The 18,494-nt window shown below is 47.8% G+C and carries 13 protein-coding genes; 5 read left to right on the top strand and 8 right to left on the bottom strand.

Going from position 1 to position 18,494, the window contains the following annotated elements; genetic code table 11:
• Window positions 1-36: 36 nt before the first annotated feature.
• Together MKZ12_RS04850 and MKZ12_RS04845 are read left to right on the top strand one after the other, a co-directional pair.
• Window positions 37-618: a hypothetical protein gene (locus MKZ12_RS04850; protein ID WP_339259043.1), complete on the top strand. Its 582-nt coding sequence runs from the start codon at window positions 37-39 to the stop codon at window positions 616-618.
• Between the two features lie 186 nt (window positions 619-804).
• On the top strand, window positions 805-2,577 hold the full coding sequence (locus MKZ12_RS04845; protein WP_339259041.1) for an alpha-glycosidase: 1,773 nt from the start codon (window positions 805-807) through the stop codon (window positions 2,575-2,577).
• 348 nt (window positions 2,578-2,925) lie between these two features.
• On the opposite strand, the gene MKZ12_RS04840 is transcribed toward MKZ12_RS04845, so the two are convergent.
• The 3 genes from MKZ12_RS04840 to MKZ12_RS04830 are packed head-to-tail and all read right to left on the bottom strand — an operon-like array spanning window position 2,926 to window position 7,093.
• Window positions 2,926-4,305, bottom strand: coding sequence for a fatty acid--CoA ligase family protein (locus MKZ12_RS04840; protein WP_339259039.1), 1,380 nt, complete (start codon window positions 4,303-4,305; stop codon window positions 2,926-2,928).
• On the bottom strand, window positions 4,299-5,717 hold the full coding sequence (locus MKZ12_RS04835; RefSeq protein WP_339259037.1) for a hypothetical protein: 1,419 nt from the start codon (window positions 5,715-5,717) through the stop codon (window positions 4,299-4,301). The genes MKZ12_RS04840 and MKZ12_RS04835 overlap by 7 nt, the downstream gene beginning before the upstream one ends.
• Entirely contained in the window at window positions 5,714-7,093 is a 1,380-nt protein-coding gene (locus MKZ12_RS04830; protein ID WP_339259035.1) for an alpha/beta hydrolase-fold protein, read from the bottom strand. Before MKZ12_RS04830 ends, MKZ12_RS04835 begins: the two co-directional genes overlap by 4 nt.
• A 446-nt stretch (window positions 7,094-7,539) precedes the next feature.
• Between MKZ12_RS04830 and MKZ12_RS04825 the strand changes: the two genes are divergently transcribed.
• The gene (locus MKZ12_RS04825; protein ID WP_339259033.1) at window positions 7,540-9,696 is read left to right on the top strand and encodes an alpha-amylase family glycosyl hydrolase; all 2,157 of its coding nucleotides are present in this window, start codon (window positions 7,540-7,542) and stop codon (window positions 9,694-9,696) included.
• 194 nt (window positions 9,697-9,890) lie between these two features.
• Here MKZ12_RS04825 and MKZ12_RS04820 read toward each other — a convergent pair whose 3' ends face one another.
• From MKZ12_RS04820 to MKZ12_RS04805, 4 genes are all read right to left on the bottom strand, one after another.
• Window positions 9,891-11,177 carry an MFS transporter gene (locus MKZ12_RS04820; RefSeq protein ID WP_339259031.1) on the bottom strand — a complete coding sequence of 429 codons (1,287 nt, stop codon included), beginning with the start codon at window positions 11,175-11,177 and terminating at the stop codon, window positions 9,891-9,893.
• A gap of 148 nt (window positions 11,178-11,325) precedes the next feature.
• Window positions 11,326-12,162: a sugar ABC transporter permease gene (locus tag MKZ12_RS04815; RefSeq protein ID WP_339259029.1), complete on the bottom strand. Its 837-nt coding sequence runs from the start codon at window positions 12,160-12,162 to the stop codon at window positions 11,326-11,328.
• Window positions 12,159-13,514, bottom strand: coding sequence for an ABC transporter permease subunit (locus MKZ12_RS04810; RefSeq protein WP_339239848.1), 1,356 nt, complete (start codon window positions 13,512-13,514; stop codon window positions 12,159-12,161). Before MKZ12_RS04810 ends, MKZ12_RS04815 begins: the two co-directional genes overlap by 4 nt.
• A 138-nt stretch (window positions 13,515-13,652) precedes the next feature.
• Complete coding sequence (locus MKZ12_RS04805; protein ID WP_339239847.1) at window positions 13,653-14,939, bottom strand: maltose ABC transporter substrate-binding protein; 1,287 nt, start codon at window positions 14,937-14,939, stop codon at window positions 13,653-13,655.
• A gap of 445 nt (window positions 14,940-15,384) precedes the next feature.
• On the opposite strand from MKZ12_RS04805, the gene MKZ12_RS04800 reads away from it, so the two are divergent.
• A complete protein-coding gene (locus MKZ12_RS04800; RefSeq protein WP_339239846.1) occupies window positions 15,385-16,419 on the top strand; it encodes a LacI family DNA-binding transcriptional regulator in 1,035 nt (344 codons plus the stop codon).
• A gap of 167 nt (window positions 16,420-16,586) precedes the next feature.
• On the opposite strand, the gene MKZ12_RS04795 is transcribed toward MKZ12_RS04800, so the two are convergent.
• The gene (locus tag MKZ12_RS04795) at window positions 16,587-17,345 is read right to left on the bottom strand and encodes an SDR family oxidoreductase (RefSeq protein ID WP_074093664.1); all 759 of its coding nucleotides are present in this window, start codon (window positions 17,343-17,345) and stop codon (window positions 16,587-16,589) included.
• 423 nt (window positions 17,346-17,768) lie between these two features.
• On the opposite strand from MKZ12_RS04795, the gene MKZ12_RS04790 reads away from it, so the two are divergent.
• The gene (locus tag MKZ12_RS04790; RefSeq protein WP_339259027.1) at window positions 17,769-18,362 is read left to right on the top strand and encodes a TetR/AcrR family transcriptional regulator; all 594 of its coding nucleotides are present in this window, start codon (window positions 17,769-17,771) and stop codon (window positions 18,360-18,362) included.
• Window positions 18,363-18,494 lie beyond the last annotated feature (132 nt).

Here is an 18,494-nt window from a genome sequence, read left to right as displayed (position 1 = left end):
AATAAAATCACATCTATAGATAGGGGATATTGGCACGTGAAGAAATCATGGTTACTATCAATCATTATGAGTTTTGTTTTGCTCGGCGGGGTGTTCGCACCTGCAGGGTCTTATGCCGCTGCTGCGGATGACTCAACCACCACATATTCGGAAGACGAATACTATGAAGAAGTTGACACGTCCGAACAAGAACCGATTCCTACGGTTGAAGAAGAAGATTTCCTGGACTACCTGAATCAGTTGGATCTCGCAGCAGTATATGAGGAGAAAGCTTTCAATGCACTGGGAGGCGGATTTTACATTACATCTTCCAATCGCAAGTCCGTGTTCCTGAAACTGACCAACACTGCAATTCCTAACTACACCAAATATGTATCCAAGCTGAAACTGATTAAACCGCAAACTGCAGAGTTGCAAAAAATCCATGCCAGCCTGATCAAAGGGAGCTATACGCAACTGGAAGGATTCCAACTCGCCAAAAAAGCGGTCTCCAAAACTACGGTAAACAGCGCTGTCCTGAAACAAGCTAATGCCAAAATTGCTGCCGGCAAGAAAAATATCGAGAAATATCAAAAAGAACTGTCTGCCTACGCCAATAATCTTGGATATGATTTCTAAAAAACAATTTTGAAATTTAAGGAAAAAAAGTGTTTTCTTTTGCTGAGTTAGTTCGTATAATAGCACTATAATCAAAAGGCTATGCTGCCGAAAGGTACAACCTCGTGAACAATAGAGGTTGTGCCTTTTTTGCGTTTTATGGCCGCATTGATCTGAAATCTCATCATCTAACGAGGAGTGATTCACATGATTCTTGAAGCCATTTATCATCGTCCCAAACTCAATTGGTCCTATGCTTATGATCGCTCGACCATGCATTTGCGTCTTCGTTCCAAACGCGGTGATCTGGATGCGGTGATTGCCATTACCGGGGACAAATATGCCTGGGATCGAACAATCACACACATCCCCATGCGCATCTTTGCCCGGGATGAGATGTTCGACTATTGGGAAGCCGAGACCTCACCTCCCTATCGCAGATTACGGTATGGCTTCCAATTGATTCAGGGAGAGGAATCAGTCTGGATGACGGAGCGCGGATTCGAGCAGGCGCTGCCTGACCATCCACTGGAGTTTTTTGATTTTCCATTTATGAATCCGGTCGACATTTTTGAACCGCCTGCGTGGGTGAAGGACGCCGTGTTTTATCAGATTTTCCCCGAACGTTATGCCAATGGCGATCCATCTATCAGTCCCAACAATGCTGAACCCTGGGGAGGGGAACCCACACCTGTGAACTTCTTCGGCGGGGACCTGCAAGGTGTGCTTGATCATCTGGATCACATCAGCCAGTTGGGCATCAATGCCATCTATTTCTGTCCGCTGTTCGAGGCCACCACGAATCATAAATATAATACAGGCGATTATATGAAGGTCGATCCTCATTTTGGAACCAATGAACAGTTCAAGACCTTTGTGGATGCATGTCATCAGCGCGGCATACGTGTCGTTCTGGATGCGGTGTTCAATCATTCCGGCAGAGAGTTCCCTCCTTTTGTCGATGTCATGAAAAATGGAGCCGATTCCCCCTACGCAGACTGGTTCTATATCAAAGACTGGCCGCCACGTGTGGAGGATGGCATACCCACATATGATACCTTTGCCTTTGAACCGCTTATGCCAAAGCTGAACACGGAACACCCTGACGTGAAGGCATACCTGCTGGAGGTCGGACGGTTCTGGATCGAGGAGATGGACATTGACGGATGGAGGCTCGATGTGGCCAACGAGGTGGATCACCAGTTCTGGCGCGAATTCCGTCAGACGGTAAAAGCCATCAAACCTGATGCGTATCTGCTCGGTGAGATCTGGCATGATTCGCTCATGTGGCTTCAGGGGGACCAATTCGATGCCGTGATGAATTATCCGTTTACCAATTCGGTATTGGACTACACCGTGAACGGAAAGCTCGATGGACTCGGATTTGCCAATGAGATCGGCAAACTGCTTGCAGCCTATTCACAAACGGTTACTGAAGCTGCCTTCAATCTGCTTGGAAGTCATGATACACCCAGACTGCTGACCTTATGTGATGGAGACGAGCGTAAGATGAAACTTGCCGTTACGTTGCTGCTTACGTATCCAGGTGTGCCATGTATTTATTATGGAGACGAAGTGGGGCTTGACGGGGGATATGATCCGGGTTGCCGCAAGTGTATGGAATGGGATGAGACCAAGCAGAACCGTAAACTTCTGGAATTCTTCACCCATACGATTGCCCTTCGCAAACAGCACCCTGCGCTGCGCAGCACGGAACTGAAGATTGTATATGCAAAAGCCGGAGACCCTTGTCTTGCCATCGAACGATCGGATTCGCATACAGGTGAGCGCATGCTTCTTGTGCTGAATGCAGGAGATGAGCCATGTACTCTTGAACTGCCTTTGGCAGATCGTAACGTTTGGCGAAATCTGTACACATCAAACGAAGTGGAATCCCGGCAAAATAAACTGACCCTCGATCTGGAAGCTTACGGCTTCTCCTTACTGCAAATGGAGGTCAAACAACCTGCGGAAGCTTGATATAAATACAGCTAACAAGGCGATATAACTCCAAAAGAGGCTGTCCTCCAGGTCATATTGACGACCAGGGACAGCCTCTCCTGCATCTTATGCGTTTTATATGTCATATTCTAACGAACCAAGCACACGTTATTTGCTTCATTATATCCGGGCTAAATGTCTAACGAATCAGAGAAATGTTATTTTGTTTAATAAGTCGATTTTCGCAAGCAGAAGCGGTGTTTTCGACGGAATAACGTTGCTGAGATTCGTTAAGTTTTACTTTTCTTGATCATCCCCTTAATACGACGTTTGAGATTCGTTAGCGGTAGCGATTCAATTGAGATAAAACTCATTGGTGGCAGCAACCTATTTCCCAGCCGAGGCGAAGGATATCGACATCGACGGTTTACGAATTTTCTTCATTCTCGAACTTACGAGTTCTCCCTGTGTAATTACGATTTTCTGCGGAATCTTATAAGAAGGCAGCTTGTCCCGGCAATATTCCCAGATGGACCGCCGCAGATCGGTTAGAGTACATTCTGTAGCCAGCCGGATAGTCACCTTCACTCTCTGACCCGTGATACCACTCGGTTCTCCCGAAACTACCGCCGCTTCAATACATTCCATCTCTTCCAGCACACCCTCAACCTCGGCAGGATATACCTTCCGTCCCCCTATGTTAATAATCTCCGAACGGCGGCCCAAAATGCGAATGTACCCCTGCTCCAATACGACTTCATCTCCGGTACGCAGCCATCCATCCTCCGTAAAAGGTGATGGTGCATTCAGATATCCGATCATCGCTGTTGCTGTACGAATCTGCAATTCTCCTTCCACCACCCGGTACTTGACCTCTTCATCTTGAATGGAGAACAGCAGAGAACCTGGTTCTTTGGAACGGGTTGGCAGAATACCAAGTTCAGACATACCATAGGCCTGTATCGTCCTGATCTGTGGAAATCTCCGATTCCAGGCTGCCAGTACGGACTCAGGCATCACTTCCGATCCGTATGATACAACCTCGAGACTGGACAGGTCATACCCTTCATCGTTTCTGCCCAACAGCAACAGATTCATGAATGTTGGGGAGACGGGCAGCGCCTGCACACGAAACTTCTCAATCGTCCGGCACACTTCTTCGGGAGATCGATCCTCAATGATACACAGACATCCCCCACTGGACAGGGACTGCAGCATGGTATTCACACCGCCGATATGATCAAACATCATGAATGGAATCGTTCGCAAGGGCCGAACCCGCCGGCGAAAACGATATAACAGCCGATCTGCACGATGCACAGTCGCTTTACTCACTCCGGTCGATCCGGATGAAAAGAGTACCAGGCCTCCTACACCCTCCTGTGCCAGCGTAGATAACAACACAGGAATCTCTCCAGAAGTTTCACACGTTTGCCGAATGCACAGCTTGCCATCTTCAACGCCCAATCGCCATTTCACCTGTGCCAGTTCAATATATTCCTGTCGTTTGGCTTCAACCAGGTACCGATCCATGGGGAGCAGGATACACCCTTGCCCGAGCAAAGCAACCAATGCTGCCGCTGCATATGGGGAATAGTCTTCCTCCAGCGTTACAAGTTGCCCCGTTAGCCCTTCTGCTATAATCCACTCACTCATGACGCCAACCTGTTCCAGCAGCCACTGATAGCTGTACTCCTGATCCTTCCAGATCAGTGCAGGATGCTGTCCCTGTTCCTCGAATCGTTCAAGCAAGAATTGGTTTAACATTTTGCTTCCTCCTCACCGGCAGGCGAATATTGTTGTGCGAGATAATCAACAAGTGAGCCTACCGTCTGATAGGGACTTTCCGGCATGGAAGCAGCAGCTATCTCCGCCAGAGCAGCTCCCATTCCCGTACCCCAACGATCTTCGATTCCCTGCTCCACCACAGCAAGCAATGACACGAGTTCCAGCGAATCCAGTTGTCCATTTCGTCCGTATAGCAGAGCGTTACCGCCCTCACCAAGCGGAATCGATGTATTATGGTATGCATTTAACTCCCGGCAACTATCCAGCACGATACGAAGCAAAGCCTCCCTGTGTTCTTGTTCAATCATTGGCACGGTCTGACGTTGAAAGCAATCTGCCTGAGGCATGGACTGTCGAAGCGACTCATACCAGTGCCACTCATCCGTGATCAACATTTTAATGACACCTGTAAGCTGTACTTTCCAGTGCTCGCGGTTCTTCATCCGGCTGACCTGCAGCATATTGTATGCCTTCTCCCACCGTACAATGATGTCGCTGAATTTTCTTGCATATTGATCAAGTGGTGAACCTAGCCATAAGGCAGACTCCTGAAGAAGATCTCGAAGAAAATACCGGCTCCATCGCATATCGAAGAGCAGACCCGAAATTAACATTTCATTGGCTTGATCTCCTTCTTTCGTCCCATGCAACGTATCCATGAGCTGCAGAGACACCGCATGTCCAAAATAATAATTCCTCTCTCCTTGTGTAATCGTCCGGCCTGTCAGAAATTCTTCAATCTGCGTTGTTAACGCTTGGTTCAACATGTCTCGGTACCCGGCAGAATCAAGCTGCACAGTTGCCCGAATGTCCATGGTGCCAAACGTTCGGAGTTTCTCTTTGCGCTTCGCCTGAGCAAGCTCGGGTATGCATTGGTTCCCTTTCCAGAAATCATGAAAGGCTCTTTGAGCAACCTTCCCCTTGTACTTGGAGGGCACTGGATCATAGACGTGAACATGCTCATCTTCCAGACCATACACGGCAATCCAATGGTCTACCAGATGCAGTCGGGAGCCTTGCTTCACGTGTTTGCGAATGTATTCCGGATTCTGATAATCCTCACAATAAGGCAGATGATAACTGGTTCCTGTAGCCAAAAAAAGCCCCCCATCGCCGATATGCTGCCTAATCTGCGCCTTGCCTTCCTCGAAGCTGTCCAGCTCTCGCTGACCATACATCTCCCAGATCGGCTCAACATAATCCAGTTTGTGAAAATAAGGCTTTACCAGTCCGTTATCCCCGCACGATGGAAGGCTGTACAACCGGCTTGCCGCCAGCAGTGCAAGACTTGTGATGGATCCTTGCTGATGGAGCACTTCATGAATCAGAGGGAAATTGCAGGGATAATAATAGGGAATGTCCAGCACTGGAGCGAATGAAGGAATGATCATTTTGGGCCTCCTGTTCCCGTTTTGGCTGAAGTACTGCCCCAGGATTGGATTAAATAATGTACAGACATATCATCTGTCGCTCGAAATACACGATTGACAACAGGTTTGCCATCCACATCGGTCTCGAAGCGGCGGAAACCCCGAGTAAACCGGAAGGAGAATCCACTATCACGCGGAACACGGTAACAACCTTCATATCGACCTATACCGGAACGGACAAGCTTCATGCCCATCCCACCATAGATCGTTTCCTGCGTCCCTTCCTCTGAGGCTACCTCTGCATGAATGCAGACCTCCACATGAGTGGACAATTCAGGAACCACAGTATAGATGCGTGTAGCAGACAGTCCCCCCATAGTCAGCGTGATGGATGCACTTCCAATACCGACAGGCACCAGTTCTCCATTCGAACGAACCTGGATTACATCCGGGTCACTTGAAGTATAATTTCCATGCAGCAGACTCCGAACCCATCCGCTCTCGTAGTGCATTAGTGCATTGATACACACGGTCATTCCACCCTGTAGTCCGATGACATCCCTGCCAAGCAGTTGAAGCGAGGTGGGTTTACCTACGTGGCCGAACATGTATAGTAACGGGAGATGAACGCGTGCTCCCCAGTCACCTTCCTGATGACAGGCATCCGGCTGTTCCAGAAATGCCAATTCCTCATCCGCTCTGACTCCGCGTTCAAGTAATTGATGAGCTACCCTTCTGACCTGGGAAGGCAGAAACAGGCCTTCCGTGTCTCCAATATCTATCCACATCCGAACGTCGGGTACCTCTTCTGGCAAGCGATACATGTTTTCTTCCAACAGCCCGCTTTCCGATGTTTCGTCCAGCTGCACATCCACATAGAATGGCGACATCATGATCAGTTTTCCGAAAACATCCGAATTTCGCATCCCCATGTGCAATGTACAAAGTGCCGCAGCAGATGAACCCAACAGCCCGGTATTCTCCTTGTCCGGCAACGTCCGGTACCGATGATCAATGAGCGGCTTGAGTTCATGAATGATAAAATGCTCATAGGCGATGCCTGAGCACCCCACACTCACGGCCTCTCTCTCCGGAGCGATGAAGTGATAGAATTCGTTGTGCGTGACTGGACGGACATGCGTAATGCCGACAATAATCAGTGATTCAATCTGCCCAGAAGAAATAAGACCGTCTGCTGCCTGATCGATATTCCATGTTTCATTGCCTGGCCCGGACGGACCAAAAGCCCGCTGCCCTGCATGAACGTACAGAACCGGATAACGCCGAGCTGTATGCTCATGGTAACCGGGCGGGAGATACACATAAATGTTGCGGATATTGCCCAGCCGTGACGCCTGAATGCCTTCCAAACATTCGATGACAGAATGGGTACTCAACGATCATCAACCGCCTCTCTTCTCCCGATTCGACTGCATAATACAAATAACCCCGCCTCAGAAGAGACGGGGTTGTCCCAAAACACACGTGCGTGTCCCGGGATACATAGCCCTTATATTGTGAATCTGCGAATAGTTTAATGCGCTTACGGGCTTTTGTAAACATAAAAATAGAAAATAAATGCTCTCAAAAAAGTTATTGACATAAGATCCAATATTTCTTACGATAACGTTGTGATCATAACTCGAGGGCCATGCTTTTAAACCAGAGCGGTTTAGGACAACCCCGGTAACTCCCGAAGGAGATGCCGGGGTTGTTGGCGTGTCAAAAGGAGGGAAGTCTTTAATCCACTGCGTATCATTCCGTTGTATTGAAAGCGCTATTATTCAAAAGCCAGGTTGGTTGTTTATCTAAACTACTACATTCACGAGAAGGGTGGATTACTATGTTTCAAATGGCCAAACGCGTACTCCTCAGCACAACACTGACACTCAGTTTACTTGCAGGAGGCGCACTTCCCTATCTGCCTGCTTCCGCGATCTATGCCGATGCGGATACCGCAGTTACCAACAAGCAGAACTTCAGTACAGACGTCATCTATCAGATCTTTACGGACCGCTTCCTAGACGGCAATCCTTCCAACAATCCCACTGGAGCTGCCTACGATGCCACTTGCAGCAACCTGAAGTTGTATTGCGGAGGCGACTGGCAAGGCCTGATCAACAAAATCAACGATAACTATTTCAGCGATCTGGGCGTTACCGCATTGTGGATCTCCCAGCCGGTTGAGAATATCTTCGCCACGATCAACTATGGCGGCGTAATCAACACAGCTTATCATGGCTACTGGGCACGTGATTTCAAGAAGACCAATCCGTATTTCGGAACGATGGCTGACTTTCAGAATCTGATTACGACCGCTCACGCCAAAGGTATCAAGATCGTCATTGACTTTGCACCGAACCATACGTCTCCTGCCATGGAAACCGATACGTCCTTTGCTGAGAATGGCAAGTTGTACGATAACGGTAATCTGGTTGGCGGATACACAAATGATACGAATGGCTATTTCCATCACAACGGCGGCTCCGATTTTTCCTCCCTGGAGAATGGTATCTACAAAAACCTCTATGACCTCGCAGACCTGAATCACAATAACAGTACTATTGACCAATATTTCAAAGATGCAATCAAGCTATGGCTTGATATGGGCGTGGACGGCATTCGTGTTGATGCGGTGAAACATATGCCTCTCGGCTGGCAAAAGAGCTGGATGTCCTCCATCTATGCACATAAACCTGTATTCACCTTCGGTGAATGGTTCCTGGGATCTGCTGCATCCGATGCGGATAACACGGAATTTGCCAATGAATCCGGGATGAGTCTGCTTGATTTCCGCTTTAACTCTGCCGTACGTAACGTCTTCCGGGATAACACATCCAACATGTATGCCCTCGATTCGATGATTACAGGCACAGCGGCAGATTATAATCAGGTAAATGATCAAGTTACGTTTATCGACAACCATGATATGGATCGCTTCAAAACAAGTGCCGTCAATAACCGTCGTCTGGAACAGGCGCTGGCCTTCACGCTGACTTCACGCGGCGTACCTGCCATCTATTATGGTACCGAACAGTATCTGACAGGTAACGGGGACCCTGACAATCGGGCCAAAATGCCTTCTTTCTCCAAAACAACAACGGCCTTCAACGTCATCAGCAAGCTCGCTCCTCTTCGCAAATCCAATCCGGCGATCGCCTACGGCTCCACGCAGCAACGCTGGATCAATAATGATGTGTATATCTATGAGCGCAAATTCGGCAAAAGTGTAGCTGTTGTTGCCGTGAACCGTAATCTCTCCACACCAGCGAGCATTGCGAATCTAAGCACTTCACTGCCAACAGGCAACTACACCGATGTACTGGGCGGCGCACTGAACGGTAATAACATCACTTCCACCAATGGTACCGTCTCTTCATTCACGCTTGCTGCCGGGGCAACCGCGGTCTGGCAGTATACAACAAGCGAAACAACACCAACGATTGGACATGTAGGTCCGGTGATGGGCAAACCAGGTAATGTTGTTACGATTAGCGGACGTGGATTTGGCTCCACCAAAGGTACCGTATACTTCGGTACAACAGCCGTTACTGGTGCAGCCATTACATCCTGGGAAGATACGCAAATCAAAGTGACGATCCCAGCTGTTGCCGCAGGCAATTATGCTGTGAAAGTAGCTGCGAATGGCGTCAACAGCAATGCCTATAACAACTTCACCATCCTTACAGGTGATCAGGTCACTGTACGATTCGTCATTAACAACGCTTCCACCACACTGGGTCAGAACATCTATCTGACAGGTAATGTGGCAGAACTGGGCAACTGGAGTACGGGCACAACAGCTATTGGGCCTGCATTCAATCAGGTTATCCACGCCTACCCAACTTGGTACTATGATGTGAGCGTTCCTGCCGGAAAACAGCTGGAGTTCAAATTTTTCAAGAAAAATGGGGCAACCATTACGTGGGAAGGTGGTTCCAACCACACATTTACCACACCAGCCAGCGGTACAGCGACTGTAAATGTAAACTGGCAATAGAATATTCTGTCCACAAGTTAACCCGGAGTAGTTACGCTAACGCAGCGTATGCTCCGGGTTTTGTTTTATTTTGTTTTGTTTAACTTAGCCAGAATGCTTAGGTTCTTCATAAGCTGCGAAGATTACCTCAATCCCACTCTCTGTTGATGTGTACATGTGGTTCAATCCATATCATGCATACTCCCTACTACGTTTTATTGATAGGTTCGAATCGACTTCAATGTTGTGGCTGCCAGAATACCTGTGGCCAACAGCAATATGCCCACGCTTTGCAGCACAGAAGCTGCCCCCCACTGATCTGCCAATACGGAGACAACCGTCAATCCCAGAATAGGCGCTGTACTGGTGATTGTTCCAACGACACCATAGACCCTTCCTTGCAGCTCGTCCGGTACGGCTGTCCTCAGCATAATCTGGGTGAGCATCGTACAGCAGGCGAACATCGCTCCTCCGCCCACGATTAACGGCAACGCCATGATTGGTGAGGATACATTCGCCAAAAGAATATAGAGTGGGCCTAAAACAATCAGACCGATAAATACCCATCTCCCTCTTCGCTTCAATCGTTTTCCCGAAGCAATCAGCAGTGCAGAGCCCATCATATATCCAAGTGGAATACAGGTCTCAATTAATCCAAACTGTACCGGATTCGCCTCCCATACCTTAACTGCCATCACTTGAACCAGCATCATGGCTGACATGAAAAACAAGATTAGCACTGGATTGAGCAATACAATGGATCGAATCAGACGATTCCGATAAATGTAGCCAAACGAACTGCGCCATTCCTGAACAAACGTGGTCTGCTGACTAACGGATCGCTGTACTTCAGGAAAGCGGCCCGCCATCAGCACACAGACTGCGGACAACAGAAAGGTTGCCCCTGTAATTAATATAGCGACGAATCCTCCAAATGCAGCCACAGCAACTCCCGCCGCGGCCAGACCGCTGATTCGGGCAAGATTATCCACCATATGAATGGTTCCGGTTGCTTGTTGAATATGCTCCCTGCCTACCATACTTGCCACTGAGGCGTGGAATGCAGGTGCCTGAAACAGACTTGAAAACATGGAGAGTGAGAGCAACAGCAGTACCACCGGGAACGGCGCATGCCAACCAAATAAGCTAATCGCAATCAGCACAGCCATTACGCCGCGGAATACATCCGAGGCCAGCATCAGCTTCCTGCGATCCAATCGGTCTGCAACCGTACCCGCCACCGATCCGAATAAAAAACTGACGGCCATATTGCAGATCTGTACGGCCGCCATGCTCTTCGCACTCCCTGTGGTCTGTAACACCCACAGACTGATCGCAATCCCATTAAAGCAATCCCCGAATACGGAGATACCATAGCCGTACAATATCCTCCGAAAGGTAACATTACGCCAAAGCGTTCGCGGAGTCTTGGATTTTTGCAATGCAGCTTGTCCTCCTTGATATCCCGTAACCTCGGGCTCACTGGACGGGTTTATGCCCATACATCAGGTTCCTCCCTAATCAAGATTCGAGCCCATATAGAACCAGGCACTTCCGCAGTTCTGTCAGTCGACAAAGACATGACATTACGGAAGTGCCTGGTTGAAGTGCCGTATTTACCGCGGCTGACTATGCTATTATGGCACGGCATTACCCTTTGGAAGCACCTGCTGTCAGCCCTTGAACAAGGAATCGCTGGAGGAATACAAACAGCAGGGTAATTGGAATGGCGATCAGTACCGCCCCCGCAGCAAACATCGTAAAGTTACTGTCCTGATAACGGTTGACCAGATCCCACATGCCCACCGCCAGCGTCCAATTTTCCTTCGTCCGCAATACCAGCCGGGCGAAGATAAAGTCCATCCACGCACCGGTAAAACTGGTTAGTGCCACATAGGTTAGCATCGGCTTGGATAAGGGCAGGATGATGCTGGTAAATACCCGCAGGTGACTGGCACCATCCATGCGAGCAGCTTCGTCCAGACTGCGAGGAATCGTATCAAAGAAACCTTTGACGATAAATCCACCCAGTACTGCTCCGGATGAATAGACCAGGATGAGCGCAGCGTGGGTGTCGAGCAATTTAACTTGCAGCAAAATGATATAGATCGCAATCATGCTCATAAAGCTTGGGAACATGCCAAGAATCAGCATGGTGGAGAGAATGGTTTTACGTCCACGGAAGCGGAAGCGGGACAGTGCGTACATCCCGAGTGTCACCATCAACGTGGAGAAAATCATTGTGAAAAAGGCGATTTTTAATGTATTCATATACCATCTGCCGTACATAAAGGACGGGTTATTGAACAGTTCACCGTAATGGGTAAGCGTGAAAGCTTCGGGCCATAACCGCTCACTGAACAATGCCGCACCGGGTCTCAGGGAAGAAAGAAAGATCCAGAGTACCGGATAGATGGAGACAACGGCGATAATCACCAATAACACATAACTCAGGGCCAGACGCAGCGGATTATTACGTGTCTTCATTGAATCATGTCCTCCTCCTTGAATGATTTGGAGCGGCGGAAGTTCCAGATGGAGAATGAAGCGATGATGAGGAAGATAATAATCCCTACCGCTGAAGCCATGTTGAATTTGTTATTGTCGAGCGTGAGCTTGTAGAGCCAGGTTACCAAGAGGTCCGTCGCCCCCGCGTACTGATAATCTCCGCGTAGCGGATTTCCGTTCGTCAGCAGGAAGATGACATTGAAGTTGTTGAAGTTTCCGGCGAACTGCATGATGAGTACCGGTGTTGTAGCAAAAAGAATGAACGGCATCGTAATAATTCGGAATTTCTGAAATGCGGATGCTCCATCCACTTCGGCAGCCTCGTAGAGATCACGAGGGATGGCCGTCAATACACCCAGAATAAGCACCATACTGACGGGAATACCGATCCACATGTTGACAACAATGACGGTGACTTTCGCCCAGAACGGATCTGTCAGCCAAGGTAATCCCTCCAGCCCAAACGCTCGCATGTACGTATTGATTGGTCCGAACTGGCCATTGAACAGATTACGCATGAGCAGCAAAGAAATGATCTGCGGGATCGCATAAGGCAAAATAAAAATCGTGCGCCATAGCTTCTTGAAGCGTATGCCCCGCTGTTCTATCAACAGTGCCACAAGCACACCGCCAAAATAGGTGGTGACTGTCGCCAGAATGGCCCAGATGACCGTCCAGGTCAGTACGCCATAGAAGGTCTGGCTCCAGGATTTCAACTGAATCAGATCACTGAACGTCTTGAAGCCAACCCAGTCCACGAGTTTGGCTGGCGGAATATGATCCGGGGCTGAGTAGTTGGTAAATGCAATCGTGATCGTAAACAGAATCGGCATAACGGTGAAAAACAGAATGCCCAGTGCCGGAATGGACAGAAACAGGTAGGGAAAGTTTTTGTCCATCATGTTTCGAAGCGAAGCCCCTGCGCCCAGGGTCTTCTTCCCTTCTTCCCTGGCGACTCCCGTGACGTATGCATCCCGAATATTCAGGATGTAGATCAGAATAAACACAAAAAACACCAGTAGTACGATAATGCCATCCAACAGTAAAAAGATGGAATGGTCTCCCCTTTGAAGTACGGTGGACCCATTCACTTTGACAAAACGCTGTGTATTTTCCCCCAGTGTCCATATGCCCCATACAGCCTGTGACAGACGAGGAAGCAGGTACGCAAGCCCTGCTCCCTCCAGTAACAACAGACAAATTCCCTTAATCCACTGTCGATTGTACAGCTGTCCAAGACCTTGCAGTATGATGGAACATATAGCCGCTGTCATCCGGTGTTGTCTTTCCCTGTTCGGTCCAACGGGCACCGGGACATGCTGCTGCTGCATTTGCTCTCTCCTCCCCGCCTATTGCTAACGTGTATACATTGAACAAAGTGTGCTTACACTGTACCTCTCCGTTTTTGTGTAAATATGAAGTTCAATCTATACAATTCTTATGCATATCTTCGGATTCGTCGTTCGTCCCTATTGGACGGTAGCAAGGCTTTCCTGGATCTGTTTCACGGCATTGTCCAGCGATGCCTTCACGTCCTTATCGGTATCCCATATATCCGTAATCGCAGACGTGATTGGTCCCCATACGCTGTCCATGGCAGGAAGGGAAGGCATTGGTGTAGAGTTGTTGAACTGTTCCAAGAACGCCTTATTGATTGGGTCCTCCTGCACCTTCGAATCAGCAGCCACGTTTTTGTTCGCAGGGAGTGTACCGTTTAGATCAAAGTTCTCCATCTGAGCTTCTTCATTGGAAAGGAACGCTGCCAAAAGCTTCGATGCATTCGGGTATTGTGTAAATGCATTTACATAATAGGCTTTAACACCTGAGAAGGAGGTCATCGGTTTGCCATCAATTGCCGGAAGCGGAGCAACGCCAAAATCAATACCGGCATTGCGATAATCGGCAATGGTCCACGGACCGTTAATATCCATAGCCAGCTTGCCGCTGGAGAATAATCCTTTTTTGATATCATAGTTCACGTCACCCATCTTGAGCGGCAGTACTTCCGACTTCAGCTTCTGCAAGAACTGCCCACCCTTCAGGGCTCCTTCGTTATTCAGACCGAGATCCGCGCTATCCATCCCGTTGTCCCCAAAAATATAACCGCCCTGTGAAGCCAGGAATGCATAGTTATAGTAAAATTGCTGCAATTCCCACATCAACGCATATTGATTGGATTTCACGTTATTGAACGTCTTGGCGAAGCTGATAATCTCATCAAAGTTTTTCGGAGCTTCTGGATACAATGCTTTGTTGTAAAAGAGAGCATACGTCTCCACGCTGTACGGATAGCCGTACAGGATATCCTTGAACGTTACCGCCTTCAGTGCGTTGTCGCTGGTGTTCTCTGCGGTCTCTGCTTCGAATATGTCATTGGGCAGAATAAGTCCCGCCTCTGAAGCGCTACCAATCTTATCATGTGGGAAAACGACAACATCTGCCGCGAGACCCGCCGGGCCATCCGTCGTTAGTTTGGTGACCTGATCGGTTGGAGGTAGCTCCTCCATTTTGACCGTTACCCCGTACTTCTCTTCGAATTTTTTGGCTCTTTGCTCAATAAAACTGCTTTGATTTTTGTCCTCCCAGATCACCAGGGTTGCCCCTTCTTCCGGTTGAAGATTCTCGGCTGTCAGCTCTACCACTTCCTCCGGATTTTCACCTGCCGTAGTTGGAGATGGACTTCCGCCTCCAGCCCCGCATGCAGCCAGTGTGAAAGCCATCATGACGGACAATGTTGCCCCTTGCCATTTTCTCATGTAAAATGTCCCCTTCCCTCTGCTTGGTCCAACAATGTTCGCGCTTTTCACCCTTTTGTCTGCGTATGTTGTCAGGTTTTGCATTCCATGTTCACATTTGTACAAACGTTTGCTCAAATGGAAGACAAGATGACTCCTTCGTTCAATATGTAGGGGGAAATAAGTCAAGAAGTATGTAAATTCATAGATGTAAGCGCTACAATAACAATCACATCATACAATACCTAACTTTCTTTGCACAAACGTTTGCACAAGCCATATTTGCTCAATTTTAACCAATTTACCTCTTCTACCTACAGTAATTTCCTATTTTCTTGTTCAGACTCTTTCTTCCTTTATTTTACTTCCTGTGCAACCCATATGTGGCAGTTAGCAATTGATTTATCGTATCCTTTGGATTACCATAGGAGAATATTTATACGATTGTTCAGAAGGGATTTTTTACATGATTACGATCAAGGATATTGCCAAATTGGCGGGTGTTTCCCCTTCTACAGTGTCACGAGTGATTTCCAACCATCCCAGAATCAGCACCAAGACGTCTCTCAAAGTGAAGCAAATCATGAAAGAATTAAACTACCATCCCAACATCATGGCGAAGAGCCTGGTTTCCAAGACGACCCATACCCTTGGCATTATGCTTCCGCGTCCTGCTGAAGAGTTGTTTCAGAATTACTTTTTCGGGGAACTGCTGCGGGGTATTATTACACATGCCACCCGTATGAATTATGAATTGCTGCTAACCACTGAAACTTCATCAGACAATGAACTGCACGCGATCTCCCGTCTTGTTCATGGTCGCAGAGTGGATGGCATTCTGTTGCTTGGGTCCAAACGAGACGATCCCATCATTTCATTTTTGGAAGCGGAAAAGTTTCCTTTTGTGTTAATCGGTCGCAGCGAAGCTCATCCCAATGCCCCCATGGTGGATAACGATAATGTACAGACTGCTTATGATGCGACACATCATCTGATCGCCCAAGGGCATACGCGAATCGGATTTGTCAGCGGCCCACCGGACATTACGTTATCGCATGATCGCATGCTAGGATACCAAAAAGCGCTTGCCCAAGCCGGGCTGGATGCCGATAGTGACTGGATTGTGGAAGGTGAATTTCTACAGGAAAGTGGATTCAGGGCGATGTCGCTGTTCATGTCCTTGCCGAACAGACCCACCGCAATCGTTGTCATTGATGACAATGTAGCCTTTGGGGTATTGAGAGCTCTTGCCGAGCTTCATTATCTGGTGCCTGAGGATATCAGCGTGGTCAGTTTTAACAATATTGCTTTATCGGAGCTGGCTTCACCACCCTTAAGCTCTATAGACATTGGAACCTATCAGCTGGGCTATACAGCCGTACAGGTCTTGTTGAAAATTCTAAGCGGGGAGCCACAGCCTCATAATCCGGTCATTATTCCCCATCGTCTGATTGTGCGTGAATCCTCACTCTTTTCCAAACCAAAACCACCGTTAAATTGATTCATTTCAAGCATCCGTGTAGAAATGCAAACGTTTGTCCTATACGGGATATGGCGCTGTGATCCACCGTTCTCGGAGTAACACAAAAAAGAAGCCGCATATGGTTATGCGGCTTCCTGACTGTTCGCACTATTTCGGTACTCCATGCTCGACTGCGCTTGAATGGATTAATAGGAACTCCAACCTGCATCAGCTGTAACGACGGTTCCGTTCACGAAGCTGGACTCGTCCGACCCAAGGAACAAGGCCACCTTGGCGATCTCTTCACTCGTCCCGATGCGTGGGTTGATTGCCATGCCCAGCTGTTGCCGTCCTGCACCGTATGGGCTAATGCCAGCCATGGATGCGCTGATGTTGGTTGCCACGGCACCTGGGGCGATCGCATTACAACGAATGCCTTGCTCAGCATACATATACCCTGTATTTTTGGTGAAGCCCACGACCGCATGTTTGGAAGCCGTATAGGCTGCTCCTGCACGTCCGCCGTGCAATCCACCTGCCGAAGCAATATTCACGATGACGCCTTTTTGTTTTTCCAGGAAGATCGGCAATACTTTCCGTGTTGTCCGCATCACACTGGTTGTGTTCACTGCGAACAATCTCTCCCACTTCTCATCCGTTATATCCGCTGCCGGCTCCATGCCATCCATAATGCCCGCATTGTTAATCAAAATATCTACTGTACCATAAGTGCTCACCGTTGTATCAATCAGATTCTGCACATCTTCTTCTTTGGCTACATTGGCCAGAACCACAATCGCTTCTCCGCCCTGTGCCTTAATATCATTCACTACCGCTTGTGCGGATTCCTCGTTAATATCCGATACGACTACTTTCGCACCCTCTTGGGCGTACAACGTGGCGATCGCTTTCCCCATACCTGAACCAGCACCTGTAACAACTGCCACTTTATCTTGAAGTTTCATTCCATGTATCCCCCTTTGTATATTCGTTTACAATAAGTTAACAAACAAATGTTCATTAACTCTTATCCTTAGTATAATAAGTCATAGCGTTTCACTTCAATCAGTAAAAGCTTGTCCAGTTGTACGTTAAACAACACTTATCATTCCGAATGTACTTTAACTATTAAAGTGAACTATAGAAATTGAACTAAACATTTACACGAAACGGAGAGGACAGAAATAACCTGAAGAAGCGCAAGCTAAAAGCTTTCTGAAAGAAAGCTACTTCGGAAGCATATGCTATTCGCCTTTATCCCCGGATTTACCATTTATAAAAGGAATCAAAAAAATCTGGGGATAACAGCGATCGGAAGGTTGTTCTGTCATCGAAGTGGTCAGTGTAAATATGCTTTAATTCAAATTATGTAGTGAGGAGGAAAATAGATGTCTGAAACTCCGAATTCGATGGACCGAAGAATCAAGAAATCAAAAGCTGCGCTGAAGGATGCACTCATCCATTTGATGCAAAAACATCCCTTTAAGGAAATATCGATTACAGATATTGTCGAGCGTGCCGATTTGAATCGAGGTACATTTTACAGACATTATCAGTACAAGGAAGACCTGTTCAATGAGATCATCAATGATGTGATTCAGGATCTGGTGACTTCTTTTCGCAAACCCTATCAAGGGTTGAAAGAGTTCGAGGTTGGTCTGATGCCCTCTTCGGCCATAACGATATTTGAACATGTGCACCAGCATGCACAATTCTACACACTGGTTGTACAGTCCGAGGCTTCCTCCAACTTTCAGCGCATGATCTGTGATGTTCTTCGGGATCTCGCCTTACAGGATCTGAACCACATCTTCCCACAGCACATTAACCCTGAACTTCTGGCAAGTTACCAATCTCATGCGATATTTGGCATGATCATGGAGTGGATCAGACAGGATTTCAAGCATAGCCCCGCCTACATGGCCGAGGAGTTATTTAAGATCATTCATTACAAGCCTGACAATGTCGTGTTAAGAGACTGAACATTCAAATCGCCAAACTTTCCTATAGAGTGATTATTGAGAGTGATTTTGAAAATGACCAGTGCGTTGTCATAATTAGTGAGAAAATGAACAAACTCAATTTGTATATTCATACATAACTGAGTATTTGTC

The organism is Paenibacillus sp. FSL R5-0713 (assembly GCF_037973325.1).
GTDB lineage: Bacteria > Bacillota > Bacilli > Paenibacillales > Paenibacillaceae > Paenibacillus.
This window is presented reverse-complemented; position numbering and strand designations above follow the sequence as displayed.

What these genes read in the sequence shown, in the direction of transcription:
- MKZ12_RS04840 (WP_339259039.1), bottom strand. Translation starts at nt 4,305, where the DNA reads ATGTTAAACCAATTCTTGCTTGAACGATTCGAGGAACAGGGACAGCAT.
- MKZ12_RS04820 (WP_339259031.1), bottom strand. Translation starts at nt 11,177, where the DNA reads ATGGGCATAAACCCGTCCAGTGAGCCCGAGGTTACGGGATATCAAGGA.
- MKZ12_RS04845 (WP_339259041.1), top strand. Translation starts at nt 805, where the DNA reads ATGATTCTTGAAGCCATTTATCATCGTCCCAAACTCAATTGGTCCTAT.
- MKZ12_RS04795 (WP_074093664.1), bottom strand. Translation starts at nt 17,345, where the DNA reads ATGAAACTTCAAGATAAAGTGGCAGTTGTTACAGGTGCTGGTTCAGGT.
- MKZ12_RS04825 (WP_339259033.1), top strand. Translation starts at nt 7,540, where the DNA reads ATGTTTCAAATGGCCAAACGCGTACTCCTCAGCACAACACTGACACTC.
- MKZ12_RS04790 (WP_339259027.1), top strand. Translation starts at nt 17,769, where the DNA reads ATGTCTGAAACTCCGAATTCGATGGACCGAAGAATCAAGAAATCAAAA.
- MKZ12_RS04805 (WP_339239847.1), bottom strand. Translation starts at nt 14,939, where the DNA reads ATGAGAAAATGGCAAGGGGCAACATTGTCCGTCATGATGGCTTTCACA.
- MKZ12_RS04800 (WP_339239846.1), top strand. Translation starts at nt 15,385, where the DNA reads ATGATTACGATCAAGGATATTGCCAAATTGGCGGGTGTTTCCCCTTCT.
- MKZ12_RS04810 (WP_339239848.1), bottom strand. Translation starts at nt 13,514, where the DNA reads ATGCAGCAGCAGCATGTCCCGGTGCCCGTTGGACCGAACAGGGAAAGA.
- MKZ12_RS04815 (WP_339259029.1), bottom strand. Translation starts at nt 12,162, where the DNA reads ATGAAGACACGTAATAATCCGCTGCGTCTGGCCCTGAGTTATGTGTTA.
- MKZ12_RS04835 (WP_339259037.1), bottom strand. Translation starts at nt 5,717, where the DNA reads ATGATCATTCCTTCATTCGCTCCAGTGCTGGACATTCCCTATTATTAT.